General features: G+C 66.0%; 18 protein-coding genes. 7 read left to right on the plus strand and 11 right to left on the minus strand.

Annotation, left to right across the window (positions count from 1 at the left end; genetic code table 11):
* Nucleotides 1-19: 19 nt before the first annotated feature.
* Nucleotides 20-1,507: an exopolyphosphatase gene (gene ppx / locus CAL25_RS18540; RefSeq protein ID WP_094802670.1), complete on the plus strand. Its 1,488-nt coding sequence runs from the start codon at nucleotides 20-22 to the stop codon at nucleotides 1,505-1,507.
* Nucleotides 1,508-1,572: 65 nt separating this feature from the next.
* Here ppx and CAL25_RS18545 read toward each other — a convergent pair whose 3' ends face one another.
* The 5 genes from CAL25_RS18545 to CAL25_RS18565 all read right to left on the minus strand — a co-directional run bounded on the left by CAL25_RS18545 (nucleotide 1,573) and on the right by CAL25_RS18565 (nucleotide 7,645).
* Nucleotides 1,573-2,394: a GNAT family N-acetyltransferase gene (locus CAL25_RS18545; protein ID WP_094802672.1), complete on the minus strand. Its 822-nt coding sequence runs from the start codon at nucleotides 2,392-2,394 to the stop codon at nucleotides 1,573-1,575.
* Nucleotides 2,395-2,625: 231 nt separating this feature from the next.
* Complete coding sequence (gene glmM / locus CAL25_RS18550) at nucleotides 2,626-3,972, minus strand: phosphoglucosamine mutase (RefSeq protein ID WP_094802713.1); 1,347 nt, start codon at nucleotides 3,970-3,972, stop codon at nucleotides 2,626-2,628.
* The gene (folP, locus tag CAL25_RS18555) at nucleotides 3,969-4,811 is read right to left on the minus strand and encodes a dihydropteroate synthase (RefSeq protein WP_094802715.1); all 843 of its coding nucleotides are present in this window, start codon (nucleotides 4,809-4,811) and stop codon (nucleotides 3,969-3,971) included. Before folP ends, glmM begins: the two co-directional genes overlap by 4 nt.
* Before the next feature lie 39 nt (nucleotides 4,812-4,850).
* Entirely contained in the window at nucleotides 4,851-6,734 is a 1,884-nt protein-coding gene (gene ftsH / locus CAL25_RS18560; RefSeq protein ID WP_094802717.1) for an ATP-dependent zinc metalloprotease FtsH, read from the minus strand.
* 278 nt (nucleotides 6,735-7,012) lie between these two features.
* Nucleotides 7,013-7,645 (minus strand): RlmE family RNA methyltransferase, encoded by a 633-nt coding sequence (locus CAL25_RS18565; protein ID WP_094802719.1) that lies wholly within the window; start codon nucleotides 7,643-7,645, stop codon nucleotides 7,013-7,015.
* Between the two features lie 18 nt (nucleotides 7,646-7,663).
* On the opposite strand from CAL25_RS18565, the gene CAL25_RS18570 reads away from it, so the two are divergent.
* On the plus strand, nucleotides 7,664-8,281 hold the full coding sequence (locus CAL25_RS18570) for a YhbY family RNA-binding protein (protein WP_094802721.1): 618 nt from the start codon (nucleotides 7,664-7,666) through the stop codon (nucleotides 8,279-8,281).
* A 476-nt stretch (nucleotides 8,282-8,757) separates the two neighbouring features.
* On the opposite strand, the gene greA is transcribed toward CAL25_RS18570, so the two are convergent.
* Nucleotides 8,758-9,234: a transcription elongation factor GreA gene (greA, locus tag CAL25_RS18575; RefSeq protein WP_094802723.1), complete on the minus strand. Its 477-nt coding sequence runs from the start codon at nucleotides 9,232-9,234 to the stop codon at nucleotides 8,758-8,760.
* A gap of 378 nt (nucleotides 9,235-9,612) precedes the next feature.
* Complete coding sequence (locus CAL25_RS18580) at nucleotides 9,613-10,938, minus strand: solute carrier family 23 protein (protein WP_094802725.1); 1,326 nt, start codon at nucleotides 10,936-10,938, stop codon at nucleotides 9,613-9,615.
* A 185-nt stretch (nucleotides 10,939-11,123) separates the two neighbouring features.
* Between CAL25_RS18580 and CAL25_RS18585 the strand changes: the two genes are divergently transcribed.
* From CAL25_RS18585 to CAL25_RS18605, 5 genes are all read left to right on the plus strand, one after another.
* A complete protein-coding gene (locus CAL25_RS18585) occupies nucleotides 11,124-12,446 on the plus strand; it encodes an ABC transporter substrate-binding protein (RefSeq protein ID WP_094802727.1) in 1,323 nt (440 codons plus the stop codon).
* A gap of 92 nt (nucleotides 12,447-12,538) precedes the next feature.
* Nucleotides 12,539-14,248, plus strand: a complete 1,710-nt coding sequence (locus CAL25_RS18590) for an ABC transporter permease (protein ID WP_094802729.1) — start codon at nucleotides 12,539-12,541, stop codon at nucleotides 14,246-14,248.
* Complete coding sequence (locus tag CAL25_RS18595) at nucleotides 14,245-15,330, plus strand: ABC transporter ATP-binding protein (protein WP_094802731.1); 1,086 nt, start codon at nucleotides 14,245-14,247, stop codon at nucleotides 15,328-15,330. Before CAL25_RS18590 ends, CAL25_RS18595 begins: the two co-directional genes overlap by 4 nt.
* 55 nt (nucleotides 15,331-15,385) lie before the next feature.
* A complete protein-coding gene (locus tag CAL25_RS18600; protein WP_094802733.1) occupies nucleotides 15,386-16,303 on the plus strand; it encodes a LysR family transcriptional regulator in 918 nt (305 codons plus the stop codon).
* Nucleotides 16,296-16,937, plus strand: coding sequence for a histidine phosphatase family protein (locus CAL25_RS18605; RefSeq protein ID WP_094802735.1), 642 nt, complete (start codon nucleotides 16,296-16,298; stop codon nucleotides 16,935-16,937). The genes CAL25_RS18600 and CAL25_RS18605 overlap by 8 nt, the downstream gene beginning before the upstream one ends.
* An 87-nt stretch (nucleotides 16,938-17,024) precedes the next feature.
* On the opposite strand, the gene CAL25_RS18610 is transcribed toward CAL25_RS18605, so the two are convergent.
* From CAL25_RS18610 to carA, 4 genes are all read right to left on the minus strand, one after another.
* A complete protein-coding gene (locus tag CAL25_RS18610; protein WP_094803283.1) occupies nucleotides 17,025-17,792 on the minus strand; it encodes an SDR family oxidoreductase in 768 nt (255 codons plus the stop codon).
* 102 nt (nucleotides 17,793-17,894) lie between these two features.
* Entirely contained in the window at nucleotides 17,895-18,791 is an 897-nt protein-coding gene (gene lpxO, locus CAL25_RS18615) for a lipid A hydroxylase LpxO (RefSeq protein WP_094802737.1), read from the minus strand.
* Nucleotides 18,792-18,859: 68 nt separating this feature from the next.
* Complete coding sequence (gene carB / locus CAL25_RS18620; protein WP_094802739.1) at nucleotides 18,860-22,093, minus strand: carbamoyl-phosphate synthase large subunit; 3,234 nt, start codon at nucleotides 22,091-22,093, stop codon at nucleotides 18,860-18,862.
* Nucleotides 22,094-22,103: 10 nt separating this feature from the next.
* Nucleotides 22,104-23,258, minus strand: a complete 1,155-nt coding sequence (carA, locus tag CAL25_RS18625) for a glutamine-hydrolyzing carbamoyl-phosphate synthase small subunit (protein WP_170948533.1) — start codon at nucleotides 23,256-23,258, stop codon at nucleotides 22,104-22,106.
* Nucleotides 23,259-23,448 lie beyond the last annotated feature (190 nt).

Genomic DNA, 23,448 nt, shown 5'->3' on the forward strand with positions numbered 1-23,448 from the left:
AGCCTCACCCACACGCCGCATGGATCATCTACTGGCTGCCGTGGACCTCGGGTCCAATAGCTTTCGCCTGTCCATCGGCCGCGTCGTTCTCGAGAACGGCGTGGCTCAGATCTACCAGATCGACCGCCTCAAAGAAACCGTACGTCTTGCCGCCGGCCTGTCCAGCGACCGCCGCCTCGACGACGACGCGATCAACCGCGCCGTCTCCGTGCTCGAGCGCTTCGGCGAGCGACTGCGCAGTTTCCATCCCAATCGCGTACGCGCCGTTGCCACCAATACGTTCCGCGTGGCGCGCAACACGCCGGAATTCCTGCCGCGCGCCGAAGCCGCGCTGGGCTTCCCGATCGAAGTCATCGCCGGCCGCGAAGAGGCCCGCCTGATCTTCTCGGGCGTGGCGCACAGCCTGCCGCCCTCGCCCAACAAGCGCCTGGTCATCGACATCGGCGGCGGCTCCACCGAAGTGATCATCGGCAAGGGCTTCGAGCCCAACCTGATGTCTTCGCTGTACATGGGTTGTGTGAGCTACAGCCGCCAGTTCTTCAGTGACGGCTCGGTCGACGCCTATCAGATGAAGCTGGCCGAGCTCGCGGCGCGCCGCGAGATCGAAGTCATCGCCAAGCAGTATCGCAAGACGGGCTGGAAAGAAGCCTACGCGTCCTCCGGCACCGCCAAGGCGCTGTACGCCATCCTGACCGAATGCGGCTTCTCCGACCGCGGCATCACGCGCGCCGGCCTGGCCAAGCTGAAAGACCGCATCATCCGCTCGGGCCGCGTGGTGCCGAGCGAGCTGCCCGGCATCAAGCTCGAGCGCGCCGACGTGCTGCCCGGCGGCCTGGCCATCATGAGCGCGCTGTTCGACGAGCTCAACATCGACACCATGCACACGGGCGACGGCGCCCTGCGCCTGGGGGTGCTGTACGACCTGCTGGGCCGCGACGACGAACACGACAAGCGCTACGAGTCGGTGCGGCAGTTCATGAAGCGCTATCACGTCGACGTGAACCAGGCCAAGCGCGTGCGCAACACGGCCCTCGCGCTGTTCGATGAGCTGATGCCCGAGGGCGCCGAGCGCGCCGAGCTGCGCAACGCCATCGGCTGGACCGCCGACCTGCACGAGCTGGGCCTGTCCATCGCGCACAACGCGTATCACAAGCACACGGCCTACGTGCTCGACAATGCCGACATGCCGGGCTTCTCGCGCGCCGACCAGCAGCTGATGGCCCTGCTCGCGCTCACGCACCAGGGCAAACTCGGCAAGGTCGAGGGCATGGTCCGCTCGCGTGAGCAGTGGATCGCGATTCTCTGCCTCAGGCTGGCGGCCCTGCTGCTGCGCCGTCGCGAAGACGTGGATCCCCTGCCGATCAAGGTGTCGGTCAAGGGCACGTCGATCGTGGTTCAGGCCGAGCGCAGCTGGCTCGACAGCCATCCGCTCTCCGACTTCACCCTGCGGGGCGAAGAATCAGAATGGAGCAAGATCGGTTTCTCGTTCGAGCTGCTTGAGCTCTAAACGTATTTGCCGGGTTACGCGTCGCACGAAGCGAACTTTCATGCGACGCAGTAACCGGCGCATGATCAGCGCGTCCCGGTCGCGGCCAGCGGCGCCGCGGCGCCCGGCTCGTCCAGGCCAAAGTGGCGGCGGTAGCGCTCGTCCATGGCTTCCATGTCGAGCAGCACCGGAAAGTCGGCCGCATTGAAATCGGGATCCCAGGCCGGCTCGCCGCACACGCGCGCACCCACCTTCAGATAGCCCTTGATGAGCGGCGGCACGCGCGCAGGCAGCGTGCTGTCGAGCTTTTCGACGGGATAGCGGTGCAGCGGCGCCACGCGCAGCTCGCCGTCGGCGGGCATCTGGCGCGCCACCGTGCGCCACACCTCGGCCGCCGTGACGCCGTCGTCGCGCAGGCTTACGCTGGCGCATCCGAGCGCGTAGCGGTAGCCGTTGCGGTGCAGGAAGTTGGCGATGCCGGACCACAGCAGCATGATGACCGCACCGCCGCGATAGTCGGCGTGGGTGCACGAGCGGCCCAGCTCGACGACCTGGTCGCGCATGGCGCCCAGGCCGGAGAGGTCGAATTCGGATTCGGAGTAGTAGCCGCCCGCCTCGCGTGCCTTCTCGGGCGTGAGGATGCGGTAGGTGCCGACCACGCGGCCGGAGTCCAGCTCGCGCACGATCAGGTGTTCACACCAGCGGTCGAAGCGATCCTGCTCGATGCCGTCCTGGGCGTCGGGGAAAACCACACCCATGTCTTCCGTGAAAACCTGGTAGCGCAGACGCTGGCTCTGCTCGACCTCGTCGGCCGTTCGTGCCAGTCCCACAGCGAGCGCAGGGGCTGTTGCACCTGCCCAATTGGCCGAGCCCTTGCCGCTGGAATCCAAACGAACTAGTTCGAGCATTGCGGGAAACTCCTAAGACGTGGCGCAAGTGTGGCCCAGCGTCATGTCAGTAATCTGACCGATATGTTACGTGACCATGAAGTTTACGCCGGCCGTCGGACGGCCGCTTTGTTGCGGCGCAAAAAAACGACGACGCTTTGCATAACTTCACATGCCTGAATGCCGAAGGCCCGCGCGAGGCGGGCCTTCGGGCAATTTGCCGGCGAGCCGACAAATTAGGGAACGATAGGCTCAGGCCAGACTATCGGCCAGCTTTTGGGCGTTGGATTGTGCCAGCGCCTCGTCCTCGGCCTCGACCATGAGCCGCAGCTTCGGCTCGGTGCCCGATGCCCGGATCAGCACCCGGCCGCGGCCGGCGAGCTCGGCCTCGACCTCTTTACGGGCCTGCGCCAGACCTTCGTGCGACTGCCAGTCCTGGCCCGGCTTGAGCGGCACGTTGATCATGACCTGCGGGTACAGACGCAGTTCGGCCACCCACTGGCCCAGCGTGCGGCCGCTCTTGCGCAGCGCCGCCAGCACCTGCAGCGCGGCGATGATGCCGTCGCCCGTGGTGTGGCAATCCAGGCAGAGCAGATGCCCGGAGCTCTCGCCGCCGAACAGCCAGCCTCGCGCCTGCAGTTGCTCGAGCACGTAGCGGTCGCCCACGTTGGCGCGCTCGAAGCCCACGCCGAGTTCTTCCATGGCGCGCTCGAAACCGTAATTGGTCATGAGCGTGCCCACCACGCCTTCGACGGTGGTGCGCTGCATGCGCTCGCGCACGATGGCGTACAGCAGCTCGTCGCCGTTGTAGATGCGGCCGGTGCTGTCGACCATCTGCAGACGGTCGGCGTCGCCGTCGAGCGCGATGCCCAGCTGCGCGCCGCGGGCCTGGACCTCGGCGGCCAGCGCCTCGGGGTGCAGGGCGCCCACGCCCTTGTTGATGTTGAAGCCATCGGGCGAGACGCCGATGGCGTGAACCTCGGCACCGAGTTCGCGGAACACATGCGCGGCGATGTGATACGCGGCGCCGTTGGCCGCGTCCACCACCAGACGGAAACCGTCCAGGTCGAGCGTGTGCGGCACCGTGCTCTTGCAGAACTCGATGTAGCGGCCCTGGGAGTCGGACATGCGGCGGGCGCGGCCGAGATGCTCGGACGTGACGCAGCCGACTTCGCCTTCCAGCGCGGCCTCGATCTCTGCTTCGACGTCATCGGGCAGCTTGGTGCCCTCGGCCGAGAAGAACTTGATGCCGTTGTCTTGGTAGGGATTGTGCGAGGCGCTGATCACGATGCCCGCCACCAGACGCAATGCGCGCGTGAGGTAGGCGACCGCCGGCGTCGGAATCACGCCGGCCAGCAGCACGTCGATCCCCGCGGCCGACAGCCCTGCTTCCAGCGCCGATTCCAGCATGTAGCCGGAGATCCGCGTGTCCTTGCCGATCACGACCGTCGGACGACCCGTCGTGCTTTTGCCCGCGTGCCGCTTGGCGAGCACCCGGCCCGCGGCATAGCCGAGGCGCAGGGCGAAGGCGGCATTGATGACCTGCCCACCCACTTCGCCGCGCACGCCGTCGGTGCCGAAATACTTGCGTTGACTCATAAAGGTAGTCCTCCTTGTTCGGCCGCCTGCCACACTTTCAGGGCATCTACCGTGGCCGCCACGTCGTGCACACGCACGATCGCGGCACCCCGAGCCACGCTTGCCAGGGCGGCGGCAATACTTCCCGCCAGGCGTTCCTCCACCGGACGGCCCGTCGCCGCCCCGATCATGGATTTACGTGAAACGCCGATCAACAGCGGATATCCGGATGCCCGCAGGCTGGGAAGCCTGCGCAGCAATTCATAATTCTGGGCTTGCGTCTTGCCAAAGCCGAAACCGGGATCGAGCACGATGCGCTTCGGGTCGACCCAGGCGGCGCGCAGACGCTGCGCCCGGGATCCCAGGAACACGCCGATCTCGCCGATCAGGTCGGTGTACTCGGGCGCCGTCTGCATGGTGCGCGGCTCACCCTTCATGTGCATGACACACAGGCCGCAGCGCGATTGCGCCACCGCCTCGATGGCGCCGGGCTGCCGGAAGCCGTAGATGTCGTTGATCATGTCGGCGCCGGCGTCGAGCACGGCGCGCATGACCTCGGGCTTGAAGGTGTCGACCGACACCGGCACGCCGCAGTCGCGCATCGCCTCGATCACCGGCAGCAGCCGGCGCAGCTCTTCGTCGGCCGGCACCGGATCGGCGCCCGGCCGGGTGGATTCGCCACCGAGGTCGAGAATATGGGCGCCTTCGGCGACGAGCTGACGCGCGTGCGCGATGGCGGCATCGGCATCGGGGTGCTCACCGGCATCGGAAAACGAGTCCGGCGTGCAATTGACGATGCCCATGACAAGCGGGCGTTCGAGATCCAACTCGAAACGCCCGCAAAGAAGGTTACTGGCCATGGAACTGCAAGTGGGGCCGCGAAGGCGGTCTGATCGGGATCAGACCGCGGCAGGCGTGCTGCCCGACGCCACGCCCGACGCGGGCGAATCCGGCGTGTCGGACGGACCTTGGGGGGTCTTCGGGGGACGCGGCGGGCGGCCCGAGATGATGTCGTCGATCTGGTCGGCGTCGATCGTCTCCCACTCGAGCAACGCGCTGGTCATGACTTCGACCTTGTCACGGTTGTCTTCGAGGATGCGGCGGGCTACGCCGTACTGCTCGTCGATGATGTGACGAATCGCGCTGTCGACCTTCTGCATCGTGGCTTCGGACACATGCGTGGTTTTGGTCACGCTGCGGCCCAGGAACACTTCACCTTCGTTTTCGGCGTAGACCATCGGGCCCAGCTCGTCGGTCATGCCGTAGCGGGTCACGATGTCGCGAGCGATGGCGGTAGCGCGTTCGAAGTCGTTCGAGGCGCCGGTCGTCATCTGGTTCATGAAGATCTCTTCGGCGATACGGCCACCGAACAGCACGGCGATGGTGCTGAGCAGACGCTCCTTGTCCATGCTGTAGCGGTCACCCTCGGGCAACTGCATGGTCACGCCCAGCGCACGACCGCGCGGGATGATGGTGACCTTGTGCACGGGGTCGGTCTTGGGCAGCATGCGCGCCACGATGGCATGGCCGGACTCGTGGTAAGCGGTGTTCTTGCGCTCTTCTTCGGGCATCACGATGGAGCGGCGTTCCGCACCCATGATGATCTTGTCCTTGGCCTTTTCGAAGTCGGACATATCGACCGTGCGGCCATTGCGGCGGGCGGCGAACAGCGCGGCTTCGTTGACCAGGTTGGCCAGATCGGCGCCGGAGAAGCCAGGGGTGCCGCGCGCCAGGATGGTGGCGTCGACGTTGGGCGACAGGGGCACCTTGCGCATGTGCACCTTGAGGATCTGCTCGCGGCCGCGGATGTCGGGCAGCGGCACCACGACCTGACGGTCGAAGCGGCCCGGACGCAGCAGCGCGGGATCCAGCACGTCGGGACGGTTGGTGGCGGCGATCACGATCACGCCCTGGCCCGACTCGAAGCCGTCCATCTCGACCAGCATCTGGTTGAGGGTTTGCTCGCGTTCGTCGTTGCCGCCGCCGAGACCGGCGCCGCGCTGACGGCCCACCGCATCGATTTCGTCGATGAAGATGATGCAAGGCGCGTGCTTCTTGGCGTTTTCGAACATGTCGCGCACGCGGGCCGCGCCCACGCCGACGAACATTTCAACGAAGTCGGAACCCGAGATGCTGAAGAACGGCACCTTGGCTTCGCCGGCGATGGCCTTGGCGAGCAGGGTCTTGCCGGTACCGGGCGAACCGACCATCAGCACGCCGCGGGGAATGCGGCCGCCGAGCTTCTGGAACTTGCTGGGGTCGCGCAGGAAATCCACCAGCTCCTGCACGTCTTCCTTGGCTTCGTCGCAACCGGCGACGTCGGCGAAGGTGACCTGATTGGTGTTTTCGTCGAGCATGCGAGCGCGCGACTTGCCGAAGCTGAACGCGCCGCCACGGCCTCCCCCCTGCATCTGTCGCATGAAGAAGATCCACACGCCGATCAGCAGCAGCATCGGGAACCACGACACGAAGATGCTCATCAGCAGCGACGGCTCTTCGCGCGCCTTGCCGGAGACCTGCACGCCGTACTTGAGCAGATCGGACACCATCCAGAGGTCGCCGGGCGACGTCAGGGTGTACGAACGGCCGGAGTCGGGCGTGACGTAAAGCACGTCGCCCTGCACATCGACCTTGCGGATACGACCCGCCTTGGCGTCGTCCATGAACTGGGTGTACGACACACCGTCCTGGCTTTGTGCACGGCCATCAAACTGCTTGAATACCGTGAACAGGACCAGTGCGATCACCATCCAGACCGCGACTTTAGAAAACGAATTGTTCAAGGTCGATCTCCTGCTATCGATTCCGACCGGTGGCTGGCTTCCCGCGAGAAAACCCAGCCAACAAATTTGTCAATGGCCCATTCTACCCTGTCAGAGCGGTTCGCGTGGGACGCCGCCCGGGACCGGACGGTTTCGTTTGGTGTAAGACTTTTGCCGTAGGGATTTGCCAGTGACATTTGCCGGTCTGCGGCCCAGGGCGCAGGCCGTGAGAGCGGATCGTGCAGAAGGCGGGCGCCCCCCTTTGGACGGTACTGCGGGGCGTTACTGCGACAAAACGGCTATTTCAGATCGCGTGCCACCAGGAAAGTTTCGGAGGACCGATCGCGCGAAGCCTTGGGCTTGCGCTCGACGACCCGCTTGAACACCTGCTTGTACGACTGGACGATCTGAGAAAACCCGCTGCCATGGAAGGCTTTGACGATCAGGGCGCCATTGGGCTTCAGGTGCGACCGGGCGAATTCAAGGGCCAGATCACAACAGTGCGCAATGCGCGCCGAGTCGGCAGAGCCTACCCCGGACAAGTTGGGGGCCATGTCGGAGATTACAAGGTCTACCGCCTGCGATCCGACGCGGGTTTCGAGCTCGTGCAGGACTTCGTCGTCGCGGAAGTCGCCGATAAAGAACTCGACGCCCGCGATGGGCTCCATCGGCAGCATGTCGAGCGCGATGATGCGGCCGTCGACCACGCCGCCGGGTCCGGCCAGACGCTCGCGCGCGACCTGCGACCAACTACCGGGGGCCGACCCCAGATCTACGACGACGTCGCCGCGGCGCAGCAGCTTTTCGGCATCGACGATCTCGATCAGCTTGAACGCCGCCCGGGCGCGATAACCCTTCTGTTGCGCCAGCTTCACATAAGGATCGTTGATGTGCTGGTGAATCCAGTCTTTGGAGAATTTATTCTTGGCCATTACCGTACAATTCCACGCATGCCTATATTAGAACTCACCTCTCGCGAACGCGGCGACCTGCGGTCCGCCGCGCATGCCCTGCGCCCGGTCGTCCTCATCGGTGACAACGGCCTGACCGAGGCCGTGCTCAAAGAAATCGACCGCGCCCTCAACGCCCACGAACTGATCAAGGTTCGCGCTGGCGGCGACGACCGCGAGGCCCGCGAAGCCATGCTCGCGACCATCTGCGACACGCTGTCGTGCGCCCCGGTGCATCACCTGGGCAAGCTGTTCATCCTCTACCGCCACGATACCCGCGCGCATGCCGAATCGGAAAGCACCGGCACCAAGCGCCGCGCGTCCGAGCCGCACACGCCCAAGAAGCTCGCCGCCGAAGGCAAGACGCTCACCAAGAGCCGTCCCGCCCGCAGCAAGCCCGAGGCCGCCGTGCCCGACAAGCTGGGCCATTCGAAGGCGCGCGAGCTGCTCAACGAAAACGGCCGTCCGGCCCGCCCGAGCAACCGCAAGGCCGCCGCCACGCCGCACGGTGTGCCGCGCCGCGCCGGCAGCGCGCTCAGCCTGCGAGCCGGTGCCCGTTCGGGCGGCGGCGTGCGCACCGGCGCCGTTCGCAAGACGACCCGCACGGGCCGCAAGTAAGTCTCTCTACCAGCCGTCGCCGCTCATGCGGCGCCGGCTGCGTTTTCTTTTTTCCCCTGTCCGTCCTTTGCGATCTGCCCATGCAGATGGCACGCTTGCGTGCGCTCGTAAGGCAGGGCCGGTAACGCACGGCCTGTAAGGCGCACTGCCGCTCAGGCACGAGCTGTCGGGCACGGCCTGTCAGGACGGCACCTGGTGCCCAGCCTTAAGGACGGCACCCGGGCGCGCGGCCGGGACTCGCAGGGAAACTTCCAAGAAGATAAAACCGCGCCCCCAACCCGGATCGGGACGACCAGACCTGCGTCTGGCATACCCTGGGCCTGGAGCTCGGAACCACGCTTTGTACCCGTTCCTGGCCACTAGCCGGGCTGGAAAGGGCGGCACCGCTCAGGTGCCTGGATCGACGGCGCCGCTCGGGCTGCCGTTGCGTGGCGCGCAGGAAACTGCGGCCGGGCTCCGCGGGGGCGGAATCGGCGTCAGAGGTAACGCACGCCGAGGACTTCGTACTCACGCACGCCCGACGGGGCCTGCACTTCGACCACATCGCCTTCGCTCTTGCCGATCAGCGCGCGCGCGACGGGACTCGAGACGGAGATGAGGTTGGACTTGATATCGGCTTCGACGTCGCCGACGATCTGGTAGGTCAGGCGGTCGCCCGAATCCAGGTCTTCGATGTCGACGGTCGCGCCGAACACGGCACGGCCTTCGGCGTCCAGCGCCGTGGGGTCGATCAAGTGGGCGTTCGAGAGCGTGCCCTCGAGTTCGGCGATGCGGCCTTCGATGAAACCCTGACGCTCGCGGGCGGCGTCGTATTCGGCGTTTTCCGACAGATCACCCTGCGCACGCGCTTCGGCGATCGCATTGATCACGGACGGGCGTTCGATGGTTTTCAAGCGGTGCAACTCGGCCTGCAAGCGCTCGGCCCCGCGCACTGTCAACGGAATGGCAGACATGTCGTTTCCCAAACAAAAAAATGAAAACGCTCCGATGGAGCGCTTCGGTGAAGGTCTAGGCCGAGCTGCACCCCCGCGTCCGATGCTTGAGCAAACGGCACGGCCGGGCGAGGCGAGCAAGGGGGACCCGGGAGAGTTCGAGGGCCTGAGCCCACGCTCCCCTTTTTTGTCTCCTGGGCCGGCACTGCCGTCGTGATGCGGCGAGGCTTCGACCAAAACAAAACCCCGGCTCGGGTCGGAACCGGGGCAATCAAGTCATCATTGTGGTCAAAGCCGAAAGAAAATGCAAGTGGCCCCACCGGCTGCCGATGTTGCTGCGATTTCGACCCTATTTCGGCATGATTTCGCCGTCGTTATCGTCGTATCGCCACAGAACCCTCAACGGCGCGCGGGCCGGCGCAGCAGGCCCAGCACCGCATACAGGATGATGGCGCCGAACGTGGCGGTCCCGATGCCACCGAGCAGGAAGTCGCCGATCTTGAGGGTGAAATCGCCCGCGCCCAGCACCAGCGTGACGGCCGCCACGATCAGGTTGCGGTTATCGGCGAAGTCGACCTGGTTGACCACCCAGATGCGCGCGCCGGCGATGGCAATCAGACCGAACACCACCACCGACATGCCGCCCAGCACCGGACCGGGGATGGTTTGGATGAGCGCGCCGAACTTGGGCGAGAAGCCCAGCACGATGGCGATGAGCGCGGCCAGCACGAACACCAGCGAGGAATAGATGCGCGTGACCGCCATGACGCCGATGTTCTCGGCGTAGGTGGTGACGCCCGTGCCGCCCACGGCGCCGGAGACCATGGTCGCCACGCCGTCGCCCACGAAGGCCCGGCCCAGGTAGCGGTCCATGTCGCGGCCGGTCATGGCGCTCACCGCCTTTACGTGGCCGAGATTCTCGGCCACCAGGATGATCGCGATCGGGACGATGAGGCCCATGGCCTCGGCCTTGAACACCGGCGCGGCGAAGGTCGGCAGACCGACCCAGGCCGCGGCGGCCACGCCGGAAAAGTCGATCGGCTTGCCCAGGCCCAGCCCGTTGGCGCAGATCGCGTAGATCACGCAGGCCAGGATCAGGCCCACCAGGATCAGCAGGCGTTGCACCATGCCGCGCGTGGCCACGGCAATCCCGCCCACGCAGAACATGGTGACGATGGCCATGGTGGCATCGAACGTGGACGTGCCCATCGCCCCCTTGGCGGCGATCGGCGCCAGGTTCAGCCCGATCACGGCCACGACCGCGCCGGTCACGACCGGAGGCATCAGCGCTTCGATCCAGCGCGCGCCGCCGCCCCGCCGGTCACCGACGAACCAGACCAGCACGCCGATGAGCGTGTAAGCGAGGCCGCAGGCGATGATCGCGCCGAGCGCCACGCCGATATTGGCGTTGGGCCCCGAGCCGGCGTAGCCCGTGACGGCGACGACGCCGCCGATGAAGGCAAAGCTCGAGCCGAGATAGCTGGGCACGCGCCCGCCCACGAACAGGAAGAAGATCAGGGTACCGATGCCCGACATCAGGATCGCCACGTTCGGGTCGAAGCCCATCAGCAGCGGGGCGAGCACGGTGGAGCCGAACATGGCGACGACGTGCTGCGCGCCCATGGCCACGTTCTTGGGCCAGGACAGGCGCTCGTCGGGCGCGATGATGGTGCCGGGGACCGAGTCGTCGACCTGACGCCAGCGCGGGAAATAGGAGTCGGACATGGAAATTCCACTCAGGAAGGGATAGGCGGGCGCAAGTGTAAGGGCCACGGCAAACAGCCTGCAACGGGATTTATGCCGATGGGCGCGCGTTCGCAATGATCGGGCACATCAGAATTTGTGATTGGACGGTCCGCGGGGGCGCGTCTATGGTCGTCCTACAAATCCAATACAAGAGGAGACAGACCATGCGCATCCTGCGTCCCACGCTGGCAGCCGCGTTGCTGGCCGCCTGCGGGCCGGCCCTGGCCGGCACCGTGACGGTGATCACGTCCTTTCCCAAGGACCTGACCCAGGCCTACAAAACGGCCTTCGAGAAGGCCAATCCCGGCATCACGCTGGAAATCCTCAACAAGAACACCGTGGCGGGCATCGCGTTCGTGCGCGAGACGCCCGCCGGCCAGCGCCCGGAAGTGTTCTGGGCCAGCGCGCCCGACGCGTTCGAGGTGCTCAACCGCGACAAGCTGCTCGCCAAGGCGCCGGACGCGCTGAACAAGAATGTGCCTGACAAGATCGGCAGCTACCCAATCAACGACCCCTCGGGCATGTACATGGGCCAGGCCCTGGCCGGCTACGGCATCATGTACAACACCCGCTATCTCAAGGCGCACAAGCTGACGCCGCCGGTCGAGTGGAAGGATCTGCTCGCGCCGCAATGGTTCGGCCACGTCGGCATCACGGCGCCGTCGCGCTCCGGCACGATGCATCTCACGGTCGAGACCATTCTGCAGGGCGAGGGCTGGGACGAAGGCTGGCAGACCTTGCTGCGCATGTCGGGCAACGCCAGCGCGGTCACCGAACGCTCGTTCGGCGTGCCCGATGGCGTAAACAACGGCCAGTTTGCCGCCGGCCCGGTGATCGACTTCTTCGGCCTGTCGAGCAAGTATTCGAAGTTCCCGGTGGAGTTCGTGTATCCCTCCGAGACCGCGATCGTGCCGGCCAACATCGCGCTGATCGACGGCGCGAAGAATAGCGAGGAAGGCAAGAAGTTCATCGCCTTCACGCTGAGCGAAGCCGGTCAGGAGCTGCTGCTCGAACCCAAGATCTCGCGCCTGCCCGTGCTGCCCTATGACCAGATGAAGGGCAAGATTCCGGAGGGCTACCCGGATCCGGCCGAGATCGCCAAGCGCAGCAAGGTGCACTTCGACGCCGACCTGTCGCAGTCGCGCTATTACGTGGTGCAGAGCCTGTACGACCAGACCATCACGTTCCGCCTGAAGGAGCTGCAGGCCGCCACGCGCGCCATCTACGAGGCGGAAGCCAAGCTGGGCGACAAGGCCAAGAGCGGCAAGCCGGCCGAGCTGCTGGCGCAGGCGCGCAAACTCGCCTGGGCACCGCTGGTCGACGGCAAGCGCGCCGCCGATCCCGCGTTCCTGAAGATCTTCGCCGGCAACAAGAAAGATGCCGCGGTGAACCAGCAGATCACGCAGATGGAAGGCGAATGGAACGGCAAGGCCCGCGCCAACTATGAAGAAGCGGTGAAGCTGGCCCGCCAGGCCGCCGCGCTCTGATCGAGGGCCGGCAACGACCGGCTTGGAGCGGCCGGCCAGGTTTCTGGCCGCCCGCTCCCCCTACTCTTTCCCGTTTTTTTCCTGGATGGTCCATGATGCTATCGGGCTCTTCCCGCTTGCCTGCCGGTCCCCTGTTCGCCGCCTTGCTGGTGCTGGGGTTTCTCGGCCTGTTCCTGGTGTTCCCGGTGGGCACCGTTTTCTACAGTGCCTTCGTCAACGCCGACGGCAGCTTCACGCTCGGGCACTTCGGCGCCTTCGCGGCGCAGCCGCTGATGCGCGAGGCGTTCTTCAACAGCCTGTATGTGGCCGGGTGGTCGGCACTGCTGGCCTCGCTGATCGCGGTGCCGCTCGCATACTTCACGGTGCGCTTCGATTTCCGCGGCGCGCTGCTGATCCAGACCCTCGGCGTGCTGCCGCTCATCATGCCGCCCTTCGTCGGCGCGGTCGCGATGCAGTTGTTGTTCGGCCGCTCGGGCACGGTCAACCTGCTGCTCGATGAGTGGTTCGGCTTCACGATTCCGTTCATGGATGGCCTGAACGGCGTGATCTTCGTCGAGGCGCTGCATTACTTCCCGTTCATCCTGATGAACCTGGTGGTGGCGCTGCGCAATATCGACGGCTCGATGGAAGAGGCGGCGTTCAATCTGGGATCGCGCGGCTTTCGTCTGTTCCGACGGGTCATCTTCCCGCTGGCACTGCCCGGTTATGTGGCGGGCACCTCGCTGGTGTTCGTGAAGGTGTTCGACGATCTGGGCACGCCGCTGGTATTGGGCACCACCAACATGCTGGCGCCGCAAGCCTATCTGCGCATCACGCAGGTCGGGCTGGAGGATCCGCTGGGCTACGTGATCAGCGTGATCATGATCGCGTTCTCGATTCTGGCGCTGTGGCTGTCCGCCCGCGTCCTGCGCGGCAAAGACTACTCCACGCTGCAGAAAGGCGGCTCGTCGATCCAGAAGCGCAAGCTGCGCCCCGCGGAGTCGGTGCTGGCCTATGGCTGGATCGGCCTCGTTCTGCTGCTCGTGCTGTCGCCCCACCTTGGCGTGCTGCTGCTGTCGCTGGCGAGCGTGTGGAGCTTTGCTCCGCTGCCCGACGGCTACACGCTGGCGCACTACACGGCCGTGTTCAGCGAGTCGCAGGGCATGATCGGTAACACCCTGCTCTATTGCGGCCTGGCCGCCGGCATCGACGTCATCCTGGGCACCGCGATCGCCTACCTGATGCTGCGCACGCGGCTGCCCGCGCGGCAATGGCTGGACTTCCTCGCATCCGCCGCACTGGCGATCCCAGGCATCGTGCTGGCGATCGGCTTCCTGCGCACCTTCCGCGGCGTGGAGATCCCGGGCACCGGCACGCTGCTCACCTCGTCGTGGATCGTGATCATGATCGCGTACTCGGTCAGGCGACTGCCGTATGCGTTGCGGTCGTGCGTGGCCGCGCTGCAGCAGATCAACGTGTCGCTCGAGGAAGCCGCCCAGTCGCTCGGGGCGAACCGGATGAGCACGATCCGGCGGGTCGTGATTCCGCTCATGGCGGGCGGCATGCTGGCCGGCTTCGTCACGAGCTTCGTGACCGCGGCCGTGGAGCTGTCGGCCACCATCATGCTCGTCACGCGCGACAGCCAGGCTCCCATGAGCTACGGCATCTATCTCTATATGCAGAGCGCCGCGGGCCGCGGGCCCGGCGCCGCCCTCGGTGTTCTGGCCGTCGTGGCGGTCGGCATCGGCACCTATATCTCGCATCTCCTGGTCGAGCGCGCCTCCGTCCGGCAGCGCCCCGCACGCAACGAGGAATCCGCATGAAGAAAGTCAGCGTCCAATGCCGCAATATCCGGCTCTCCTACGGCAAGAACGAAGTGCTGAAGGATGTGAACATCGACATCGAGCCGGGTGAGTTCTTCGCCCTGCTCGGCCCCTCGGGCTCGGGCAAGTCCACGTTGCTGCGCCTGATCGCCGGCTTCAATCAGCACAGCCACGGCGAGCTGCTGATCGATGGCCGCGACGTCTCGGGCACCCCGCCCTGGAAGCGCAACATCGGCATGGTGTTCCAGAACTATGCCCTGTGGCCGCACATGACGGTGTGGGACAACGTGGCCTTCGGGCTGGTCGAGCGCAAGCTGCCCCGCGAGGAAATCCGCGCCAAGGTGCAGGCCGCGCTCGATCTGGTCGGCCTGTCGGCGTTCGGCAAACGCCGGCCCAACCAGCTCTCGGGCGGGCAGCAGCAGCGCGTGGCGCTCGCGCGCACCATCGTGATCGAGCCGCAGGTCTTGCTGCTCGACGAGCCGCTCTCCAACCTCGACAAGAAGTTGCGCGTGCAGATGCGCCAGGACCTGCTGTCGCTGCAGCGTCGTCTCGGCATCACCACGATCTTCGTGACGCACGATCAGGAGGAGGCCATGACCACGGCCGACCGCATGGCCGTGCTGGATCACGGCGTCGTGCAGCAGATCGGCTCGCCCACCACCCTGTTCGACTATCCGGTGAACCGCTTCGTGGCGAACTTCGTGGGCACGATGAATGTGCTCGAGGGCGCGGTGCGCGAGCGCGGACGCGGCGGCGTGCTGCTCAGCGTCGAGGGCGTGGGCGAACTGCATCTGCCGGTGGCGGGCGAGATTCCGGATGCGCCGCGACTGGCGGCCAGCTTCCGGCCCCACACCGTGCAGATCGAAATGGCCGACGGCCTGGGCGACGCGCGCTACGTGTGGCTGCCCGGCGTGGTGGAGGCCAGCGAGTTCCTGGGCGAGTTCACGCGCTATCAGGTACAGGTGGGCGAGCAACGCCTGACGGCGGACCAGACGCATCTGGCCGGGCTCTCGCCGTTCCCGGTCGGCGCGCCGGTATCGGTGGGCCTGGAGCCCACGCAGATCCGCCTGCTCGCGGCCTGATGTCCTCGGGGTAAGACCCGTTGCGCACGCAACGGGTCGACCCTACCCTTACGCCATGGAAATCTATCAGATCCGGGCTTTCGTGACCGTCGCGCGGCTGGGCAACCTCACGCGCGCGGCCGAGGCCCTGTCGCTGACCCAGCCCGCCGTCACGGCGCAGATCAAGGCCCTGGAGCAGAGCCTGGGCGTGGCGCTCTTCGAGCGCGCGGCCGGGCGCATGACACTGTCGAAGTCGGGTGAGCTGCTGCTGCCCACCGCCGAATCCCTGCTCGTATTGGGCGGACAGCTCAAGTCCGAAGCGCAACAGATGCAGGGCGCGCTGCAGGGCGCGGTGGACCTGGGCGTGCCGAGCGAGCAGCCCGACTTTCTGCGGCTGGGAGAGCTGGCCGCCGCGCTGACGCAGCGCCTGCCCCTGGTCGAGCTCAAGACCCACGTCCTGCCCGCGGCGCAACTGCTCGAGCAGGTCGGCACGGGCAAGCTCGCGGCCGCCTTCGCCATCGTGGCCAATCCGCCGCGAGGCGTGCAATGGCTGGCGCTGCGCAGCGTGCGCTATCGCATCGCGCTGCCCAACGCGCTGGGCGACACGCTCAAGCGCGCGGGCTGGCGCGATATCGCGCAGCTGCCCTGGCTCGACGGCCCGGCGGGCAGCCACACGCATCTGCTGCTGCGCGATATGTTCGAGCGCCATGGGCTGACGCCGCGCGTCGTGATGCAGAACGACGACCAGGCCAACATCGACGCGCTCGTGCGCGCCGGCGCCGGGTGCGCGCTGCTGCGCGAAGAAACCGCGCTGGCGGGCGCCGCCTCGCGCGAGTTCATCGTCTGGGGCCAGGCGCGCGCCGACGCGACCCTGGGCTTCATCGTGCCGCCGGAACGGGCTGGCGAAGCCTTGATGGTGGCGTTAAGCTCCATGATCCGCAAAATCTGGAAGCCGGGACCGGCTTCCGCACTGGCTCTCGCATCTCATGACTGAAATCTGGTTCATCCGCCACGGCGAAACCGACTGGAATCACCAGCGCCGCCTGCAGGGCTGGCAGGACATCCCGCTGAACGACAACGGCCGCAACCAGGCCGGCCTGCTGGCCCATCGCATGCGCCAGCTCGACGACACGCGCTTCGCGGCCATCTACAGCAGCGATCTGCAGCGCGCGCTGCACACCGCCGAACCGGTCAGCGCGGTGCTCGATCTGCGCGTGCGCACCGAGCCCGGGCTGCGCGAACGCGGCTTCGGCGTGCTCGAAGGCCTGGACTACGACTCGCTCGACACCAAGGCACCCGAGGCCGCCGCGGCCTGGAAGAGCCGCGATCCCCTGCGCGCCCTCGAAGGCGGCGAAACGCTCGGCCAGTTCCAGTCGCGCATCATCGCCACCGTCGAAGACATCGCCGCGCGTCACGATGGCGAACGCATTCTCGCGTTCACGCATGGCGGCGTGCTGGACATCATCTGGCGCCACGCCAGCGGCGTGCCGCTCAATGGCCCGCGCGACGCGGCGCTGCTGAACGTCAGCATCAATCGGGTCGAGGTGGCGCCGCGTCAGTGGCGCGTGATCGACTGGGGCGACGTGAGCCACGTGCTTGACGAAGTGGGCGACGACGTCACGCCCTGAGCCTGTCCCGCTGTCTCGCCTGGGCCGGTCCGACCGCTGCGGCGCCATCGACGTGGGGCGGCTCGTGGCCCGCACGCGGGCCGCGGCTCAGTCGGCGCCGTGCCGGGGCTTGCGCGGCGCGTTGCGGGCGAGCCTGTCGTACAGCGCATTGGGCAGCAGGCGCATGAGCTTGGCCACGATGCCCATCTGCCACGGAATCACCGTGTACGACACGCCGTGCTCGATGGCCTCGTAGGCCCGTTCGGCGAAGCGCTCCGCCGGCATCAGAAACGGCATGCGATAGGGATTCTTGGCCGTCATGGCCGTCTTGATGTAGCCCGGCGCGATCGTGACCACCTCCACGCCCGATCCCGACAGCTCGAGCCGCAGGCTTTCGCAATAACTCACCACCGCCGATTTCGACGCGCTGTAGCCACCGGCGCCCGGCAGCCCCCGGATCCCCGCCACGCTGGCGATCCCCACCAACCGGCCGGCGCCCCGCTCGCGCATAGGTTCGACAAACGGCTCGAAGGTCGCGAACATGGCCAGCACATTGGTGTCGAAGATGGCCTTGAACACGGTGTAGTCATCGGCCTCGCCCGTGACGGTGCCGGCGCTGATGCCCGCGCTGGCGATGACCACGTCCACCCGGCCTTCGCACACCCCGATGAAATCGTGCGCCGCCGCATGCAGGGCGGCGCGATCACGCACGTCGAGCGCGTAGCAACGATGGTCTCCGGGCAGCCGATCGGCCAGCGCGCGCAGGGCCTCTCCGCGCCGGCCGACCAGCGCCAGCCGGGCACCCGCGGCGGCATAGCGTTCCGCCAGGGCCACGCCCAGACCGCTGCTGGCGCCGGTGATGAAGACATTCTGCACGGGATGCGGCATGGGCCGGAGCACTCCTGAAGGACACGACAATGAAAACGCCCGCGACGGAGGCCTCCGTGGCGGGCGCGCACCGGCCGGGCAGGCGCCCGATCAGAAAAAGATCAGCGCGAAGATGCCGATGACCAGCAACCACTTCGACGCATAGTACAGCGGCTTGCTTTTCTTCTTGAGGCGCTTGCCGAAGCGCCGCACGGCATAGACCGTGCCGAAGATGCGGTTGATGCCGCCGGTGCGATCGCCGTCCTGGTTGGGCGAGGCGGCCGCCTTCAGCAGCAGCTTGCCGAAAAACGCGTTGATGGCCTGGGCCCAGCGATATCGCATCGGCCGCTCGATGTCGGCAAACAGAATGATGCGGTTCTGGTCGGTTTTGTTCTCGGCGTAATGAATGTAGGTCTCGTCGAACATCACCGCTTCGCCGTCGCGCCAGTAGTAGTCCTGGCCGTCGACGTTGATGTAGCAGTCCGGGCTGTTCGGGGTGATGAGGCCCATGTGATAGCGCAGCGAACCGGCATAGGGGTCGCGGTGACGCGGCAGGCGGCTGCCCGGGGGCAGCGCCGCGAACATCGCGGCCTTGATGCCGGGGATCTGGCTGACCAGCTCGGTGGTGACCGGACAGAGCGCCTTGGCCGAGGGATGGGCCTGGTCGTACCAGCTCAGGTAGAACCGCTTCCAGCCGCTCTTGAAGAAGGAATTGAAGCCGGCGTCGTCGTACTTGCCCGAGGCCTTGATGTGGCCATCGCCGAACAACTGCTCGGCCTCGGCGCGAATCTCTTCCCAGCGCTCCTGCAACACCTTGAGTTGCGGAAACGACTGCAGATCGAGATAAGGCTGATTGGGCACGCCAGAGAAGGCGTACATGAAGACGTTGAGCGGGGCGGTGAAGGTGGAGTGATCCAACGCCTGGCGCGCGAACCGATGGCGCACGCGTCCGCGGTAATGCACCACCACTGCGGTGGCAACGAAAATCGCGAGAATGATCCACTTCATGGGATGAGTCTCCGAATGCCCCGGGTGCGTGGCGCGCACGCACCCGGGGGGTGGTCCTGCATCACGCCTTAGAGCGCGGCGTGCAACTCCTGCAAAGGATACACCTGCAGGCCGAGGCCCTGGCGCAGGTATTGCATGCCCTCGACCGCGGCGCGGGCACCGGCGATCGTGGTGAAGAACGTCACGCGGTTGGCCAGCGCCTGCGTACGGATCGTGCGCGAGTCGACGATGGCGTTGCGGCGCTCTTCGACCGTGTTGATCACCAGCGAGATCTCGCCGTTCTTGACCATGTCGACGATGTGCGGACGGCCTTCGGTGACCTTGTTGACGACCTGCACCGGGATGCCGGCAGCCTGGATCTCGGCCGCGGTGCCACGCGTGGCGACCAGCGAGAAGCCCAGGTTGAACAGACCGCGGGCCACTTCGACGGCGCGGGGCTTGTCCTGGTTTTTCACGCTGATGAACACGGTTCCACCCTCGGGCAGGCGCACGCCGGCCGCGAGTTGCGACTTCACGAAGGCCTCGCCGAAGCTCTGGCCCACGCCCATGACTTCACCGGTCGACTTCATCTCGGGGCCGAGGATCGTGTCCACGCCCGGGAATTTGACGAACGGGAACACGGCTTCCTTGACCGAGAAGTACGAGGGCACGACTTCCTTGGTGATGCCCTGGTCGGCCAGCGTGCGGCCGGCCATGGCGCGCGCGGCGATCTTGGCGAGCTGCAGGCCGGTGGCCTTGGACACGTAAGGCACCGTGCGCGAGGCGCGCGGATTGACTTCGAGCACGTAGACGTCGCCGCCCTGGATGGCGAACTGCACGTTCATCAGGCCGGAGACGTTGAGCGCCTTGGCCATGGTGGCGGTCTGGCGCTTGATCTCGGCGATGACCTCGGCCGACAGCGAGTACGGCGGCAGGCTGCAGGCGGAGTCGCCCGAGTGCACGCCAGCCTGCTCGATGTGTTCCATGACGCCGCCGATGAAGACGGTTTCGCCGTCGGACAGGCAGTCGACGTCGACTTCGGTGGCGTCGTTCAGGAAGCGGTCGAGCAGCACGGGCGAGTCATTGCTCACCTTGACCGCTTCGCGCATGTAGCGCTCGAGGTCTTGCTGTTCGTGCACGATTTCCATGGCGCGGCCGCCGAGCACGTAGCTCGGACGCACCACCAGCGGGTAGCCGATCTCGGCGGCGTGCGCGAGGGCTTCGCCTTCGGTACGGGCCGTGCGGTTGGGCGGCTGGCGCAGGCCGAGCTTGTTGAGCAGCTTCTGGAAGCGCTCGCGGTCTTCGGCGACGTCGATCGACTCGGGGCTGGTACCGATGATGGGCACGCCGTTGGCCTCGAGGGCGCGCGCGAGCTTCAGCGGGGTCTGGCCACCGTACTGCACGATCATGCCGGCGGGGTTTTCTTTGTGGACGATCTCGAGCACGTCTTCGAGCGTGAGCGGCTCGAAGTACAGGCGGTCGGAGGTGTCGTAGTCGGTGGAAACCGTTTCGGGGTTGCAGTTGACCATGATGGTTTCGTAACCATCTTCGCGCAGCGCCAGCGCGGCGTGGACGCAGCAGTAGTCGAACTCGATGCCCTGGCCGATGCGGTTGGGGCCACCGCCCAGCACGATGATCTTCTTGCGATCGGTCGGCTGCGACTCGCACTCCTCCTCGTAGGTCGAGTACATGTACGCGGTGCGGGTGGCGAACTCGGCGGCGCAGGTGTCGACGCGCTTATAGACCGGGCGCACGTTGAGCTGATGACGCAGCTTGCGCACTTCGGACTCGGACGAGTCGAGCAGGAAGGCCAGACGGCGATCGGAGAAGCCGCGGCGCTTGAGTTCGAACAGCGTGGCGTAGTCGAGATCGGCCAGCGTCTTTTGTTCGAGCGCGAGCTCGATGTCGACGATTTCCTTGATCTGAGCCAGGAACCACGGATCGATGTGCGTGATGTTGTGCACTTCGTCGAGCGAGAAGCCCTGGGCGAAGGCATCGCCCACGTACCAGATGCGCTCGGGACCGGGCTCGCCCAGTTCGACCTGCAGCTTTTCGCGATCGGTGGTTTTCTGGTTGAGGCCGTCGACGCCGACCTCGAGGCCACGCAGGGCCTTCTGGAAGGATTCCTGGAACGTGCGGCCGATCGCCATCACTTCGCCCACCGACTTCATCTGGGTGGTCAGGCGCGCATCGGCCTGCGGGAATTTTTCGAAGGCGAAACGCGGCACCTTGGTGACGACGTAGTCGATCGTGGGCTCGAACGAGGCCGGGGTCGCGCCGCCGGTGATTTCGTTCTTGAGCTCGTCGAGCGTGTAGCCCACGGCCAGACGCGCGGCGACCTTGGCGATCGGGAAGCCGGTGGCCTTGGAGGCCAGCGCCGACGAACGCGACACGCGCGGGTTCATTTCGATGACGATCATGCGGCCGTTCTGCGGATTGACCGCGAACTGCACGTTCGAGCCGCCGGTGTCGACGCCGATCTCGCGGAGCACCGCGATGGAGGCGTCACGCATGATCTGGTATTCCTTGTCCGTCAGCGTCTGGGCCGGCGCCACGGTGATCGAGTCACCGGTGTGCACGCCCATCGGATCGAGGTTTTCGATCGAGCAGACGATGATGCAGTTGTCCGCCTTGTCGCGGACCACTTCCATCTCGAATTCCTTCCAGCCCAGCAGCGATTCTTCGATCAGCAGTTCGCTGGTCGGCGAAGCCTCGAGGCCGCGGCGGCAGATGGTTTCGAATTCTTCGGCGTTGTAGGCGATACCGCCGCCCGAACCGCCCATCGTGAAGCTGGGGCGGATCACCGCCGGGAAGCCGGAGGTGCCGACTTCGGCCGCGATGCGGCGCTGCACTTCCCAGGCTTCGTCCATGCTGTGCGCCACGCCGGACTTGGCCGACTCGAGACCGATGTCGGTCATGGCCTGCTTGAACTTCTGGCGGTCTTCGGCCTTCTCGATGGCATGCTCGTTGGCGCCGATCAGTTCGACGTTGTGCTTGGCCAGCACGCCGTTGTGGGCCAGGTCGAGCGCGCAGTTCAGCGCGGTCTGGCCGCCCATCGTGGGCAGCAGCGCATCGGGCTTCTCGCGCTCGATGATCTTCTCGACCGCCTGCCAGGTGATGGGCTCGATGTACGTGACATCGGCCGTCTCCGGGTCGGTCATGATGGTGGCCGGGTTGCTGTTGACCAGAATGGTGCGATAGCCCTCGGCCTTGAGCGCCTTGCACGCCTGCGCGCCCGAATAGTCGAACTCGCAGGCCTGCCCGATGATGATCGGGCCGGCGCCGATGATGAGGATGCTCTTTATGTCTGTACGCTTGGGCATGGTGGAATCTTTATTTCTGGCCGGCCATCAGGCTGATGAACTTGTCGAACAGCACGATGATGTCGTGCGGACCGGGGCTCGCTTCGGGGTGGCCCTGGAAGCAGAACGCGGGACGGTCGGTGAGTTCGAAGCCTTGCAGCGTGCCGTCGAACAGCGACACGTGGGTCACGCGGGTGTTGGCCGGCAGGCTGGCGGCGTCGACCGCGAAGCCGTGGTTCTGGCTGGTGATGAAGACGCGCTTGGACTGCATGTCCTGGACCGGGTGGTTGGCACCGTGGTGACCGGTCTTCATCTTGACGGTCTTGCCGCCGACGGCCAGGCCCATGATCTGGTGACCCAGGCAGATGCCGAAAACCGGCAGCTTGCGCTCGAGGAACACCTTGGTCGCGGCGATGGCGTAGTCGCAGGGCTCGGGATCCCCGGGGCCATTGGACAGGAACACACCGTCGGGATTGAGCTTGAGCACCTCGTCGGCGCTGGTCTGGGCGGGCACCAGCGTGATGCGGCAGCCGCGGTCGGCCAGCAGACGCAGGATGTTCTGCTTCACGCCGTAGTCGTAGGCGACCACATGGAACTGGTCCTGGGACGGCGCGGAGAAACCGCTGCCGAGCTCCCAGGTTCCCTGGGTCCAGGAGGTGGTGTCTTTCTGGGAAACGACCTTGGCCAGATCCTGGCCGGACATGCCCGGGAAGCTGCGCGCCAGCTCGACGGCGCGTTCGGCATCATCACCAACGAAGATGCACCCGCCCTGGGCGCCCTTGTCGCGCAGGATGCGGGTGAGCTTGCGGGTGTCGATACCCGCGATGGCGACCACGCCCTGGGCCGCGAGGTACTCGGGCAGGGACTGGGTGGAACGGAAATTGGACACTCGGGCGGGACAGTCGCGCACCACCAGACCGGAGGCGTACACACGGTTGGCTTCGACGTCTTCGGTGTTGACGCCGGTATTGCCAATGTGGGGATAGGTCAGCGTGACGATCTGTTCGCTGTAGCTGGGATCAGTGAGAATTTCCTGGTAGCCCGTCATGGAGGTGTTGAACACCACCTCGGCCACGGTATGACCCGGCGCGCCTATCGATACGCCCCGAAAAATGGTACCGTCCGCCAAAGCCAGAATTGCAGGAGGGAAGCGGTTGATCCCCTCGGGAAAAAGTTGCGGCAGCACAGTAAACCCCGGTTTCTGAATCGATAATCAAACTTTCAGATTATACCTCGACCGGTCATCTTCCCGTAAAAACCGCGCCGTTAAAGGCTGAAACGCCCGTTTTGGGGGGGCGAACCCACCCCGCGGCCGTCCAGGTTTCGGTCCGATTCCTCCTCCGCGCCCTGCCCGCCTCGCCGCGCCTGCCCCGCCC

The organism is Bordetella genomosp. 5 (assembly GCF_002261315.1).
GTDB lineage: Bacteria > Pseudomonadota > Gammaproteobacteria > Burkholderiales > Burkholderiaceae_B > Bordetella.

Coding starts and splice junctions, on each gene's coding strand:
- ppx (WP_094802670.1), top strand. CDS start 20: ATGGATCATCTACTGGCTGCCGTGGACCTCGGGTCCAATAGCTTTCGC.
- CAL25_RS18545 (WP_094802672.1), bottom strand. CDS start 2,394: ATGCTCGAACTAGTTCGTTTGGATTCCAGCGGCAAGGGCTCGGCCAAT.
- glmM (WP_094802713.1), bottom strand. CDS start 3,972: ATGAGTCAACGCAAGTATTTCGGCACCGACGGCGTGCGCGGCGAAGTG.
- folP (WP_094802715.1), bottom strand. CDS start 4,811: ATGGCCAGTAACCTTCTTTGCGGGCGTTTCGAGTTGGATCTCGAACGC.
- CAL25_RS18565 (WP_094802719.1), bottom strand. CDS start 7,645: ATGGCCAAGAATAAATTCTCCAAAGACTGGATTCACCAGCACATCAAC.
- CAL25_RS18570 (WP_094802721.1), top strand. CDS start 7,664: ATGCCTATATTAGAACTCACCTCTCGCGAACGCGGCGACCTGCGGTCC.
- greA (WP_094802723.1), bottom strand. CDS start 9,234: ATGTCTGCCATTCCGTTGACAGTGCGCGGGGCCGAGCGCTTGCAGGCC.
- CAL25_RS18580 (WP_094802725.1), bottom strand. CDS start 10,938: ATGTCCGACTCCTATTTCCCGCGCTGGCGTCAGGTCGACGACTCGGTC.
- CAL25_RS18585 (WP_094802727.1), top strand. CDS start 11,124: ATGCGCATCCTGCGTCCCACGCTGGCAGCCGCGTTGCTGGCCGCCTGC.
- CAL25_RS18590 (WP_094802729.1), top strand. CDS start 12,539: ATGATGCTATCGGGCTCTTCCCGCTTGCCTGCCGGTCCCCTGTTCGCC.
- CAL25_RS18595 (WP_094802731.1), top strand. CDS start 14,245: ATGAAGAAAGTCAGCGTCCAATGCCGCAATATCCGGCTCTCCTACGGC.
- CAL25_RS18600 (WP_094802733.1), top strand. CDS start 15,386: ATGGAAATCTATCAGATCCGGGCTTTCGTGACCGTCGCGCGGCTGGGC.
- CAL25_RS18605 (WP_094802735.1), top strand. CDS start 16,296: ATGACTGAAATCTGGTTCATCCGCCACGGCGAAACCGACTGGAATCAC.
- lpxO (WP_094802737.1), bottom strand. CDS start 18,791: ATGAAGTGGATCATTCTCGCGATTTTCGTTGCCACCGCAGTGGTGGTG.
- carB (WP_094802739.1), bottom strand. CDS start 22,093: ATGCCCAAGCGTACAGACATAAAGAGCATCCTCATCATCGGCGCCGGC.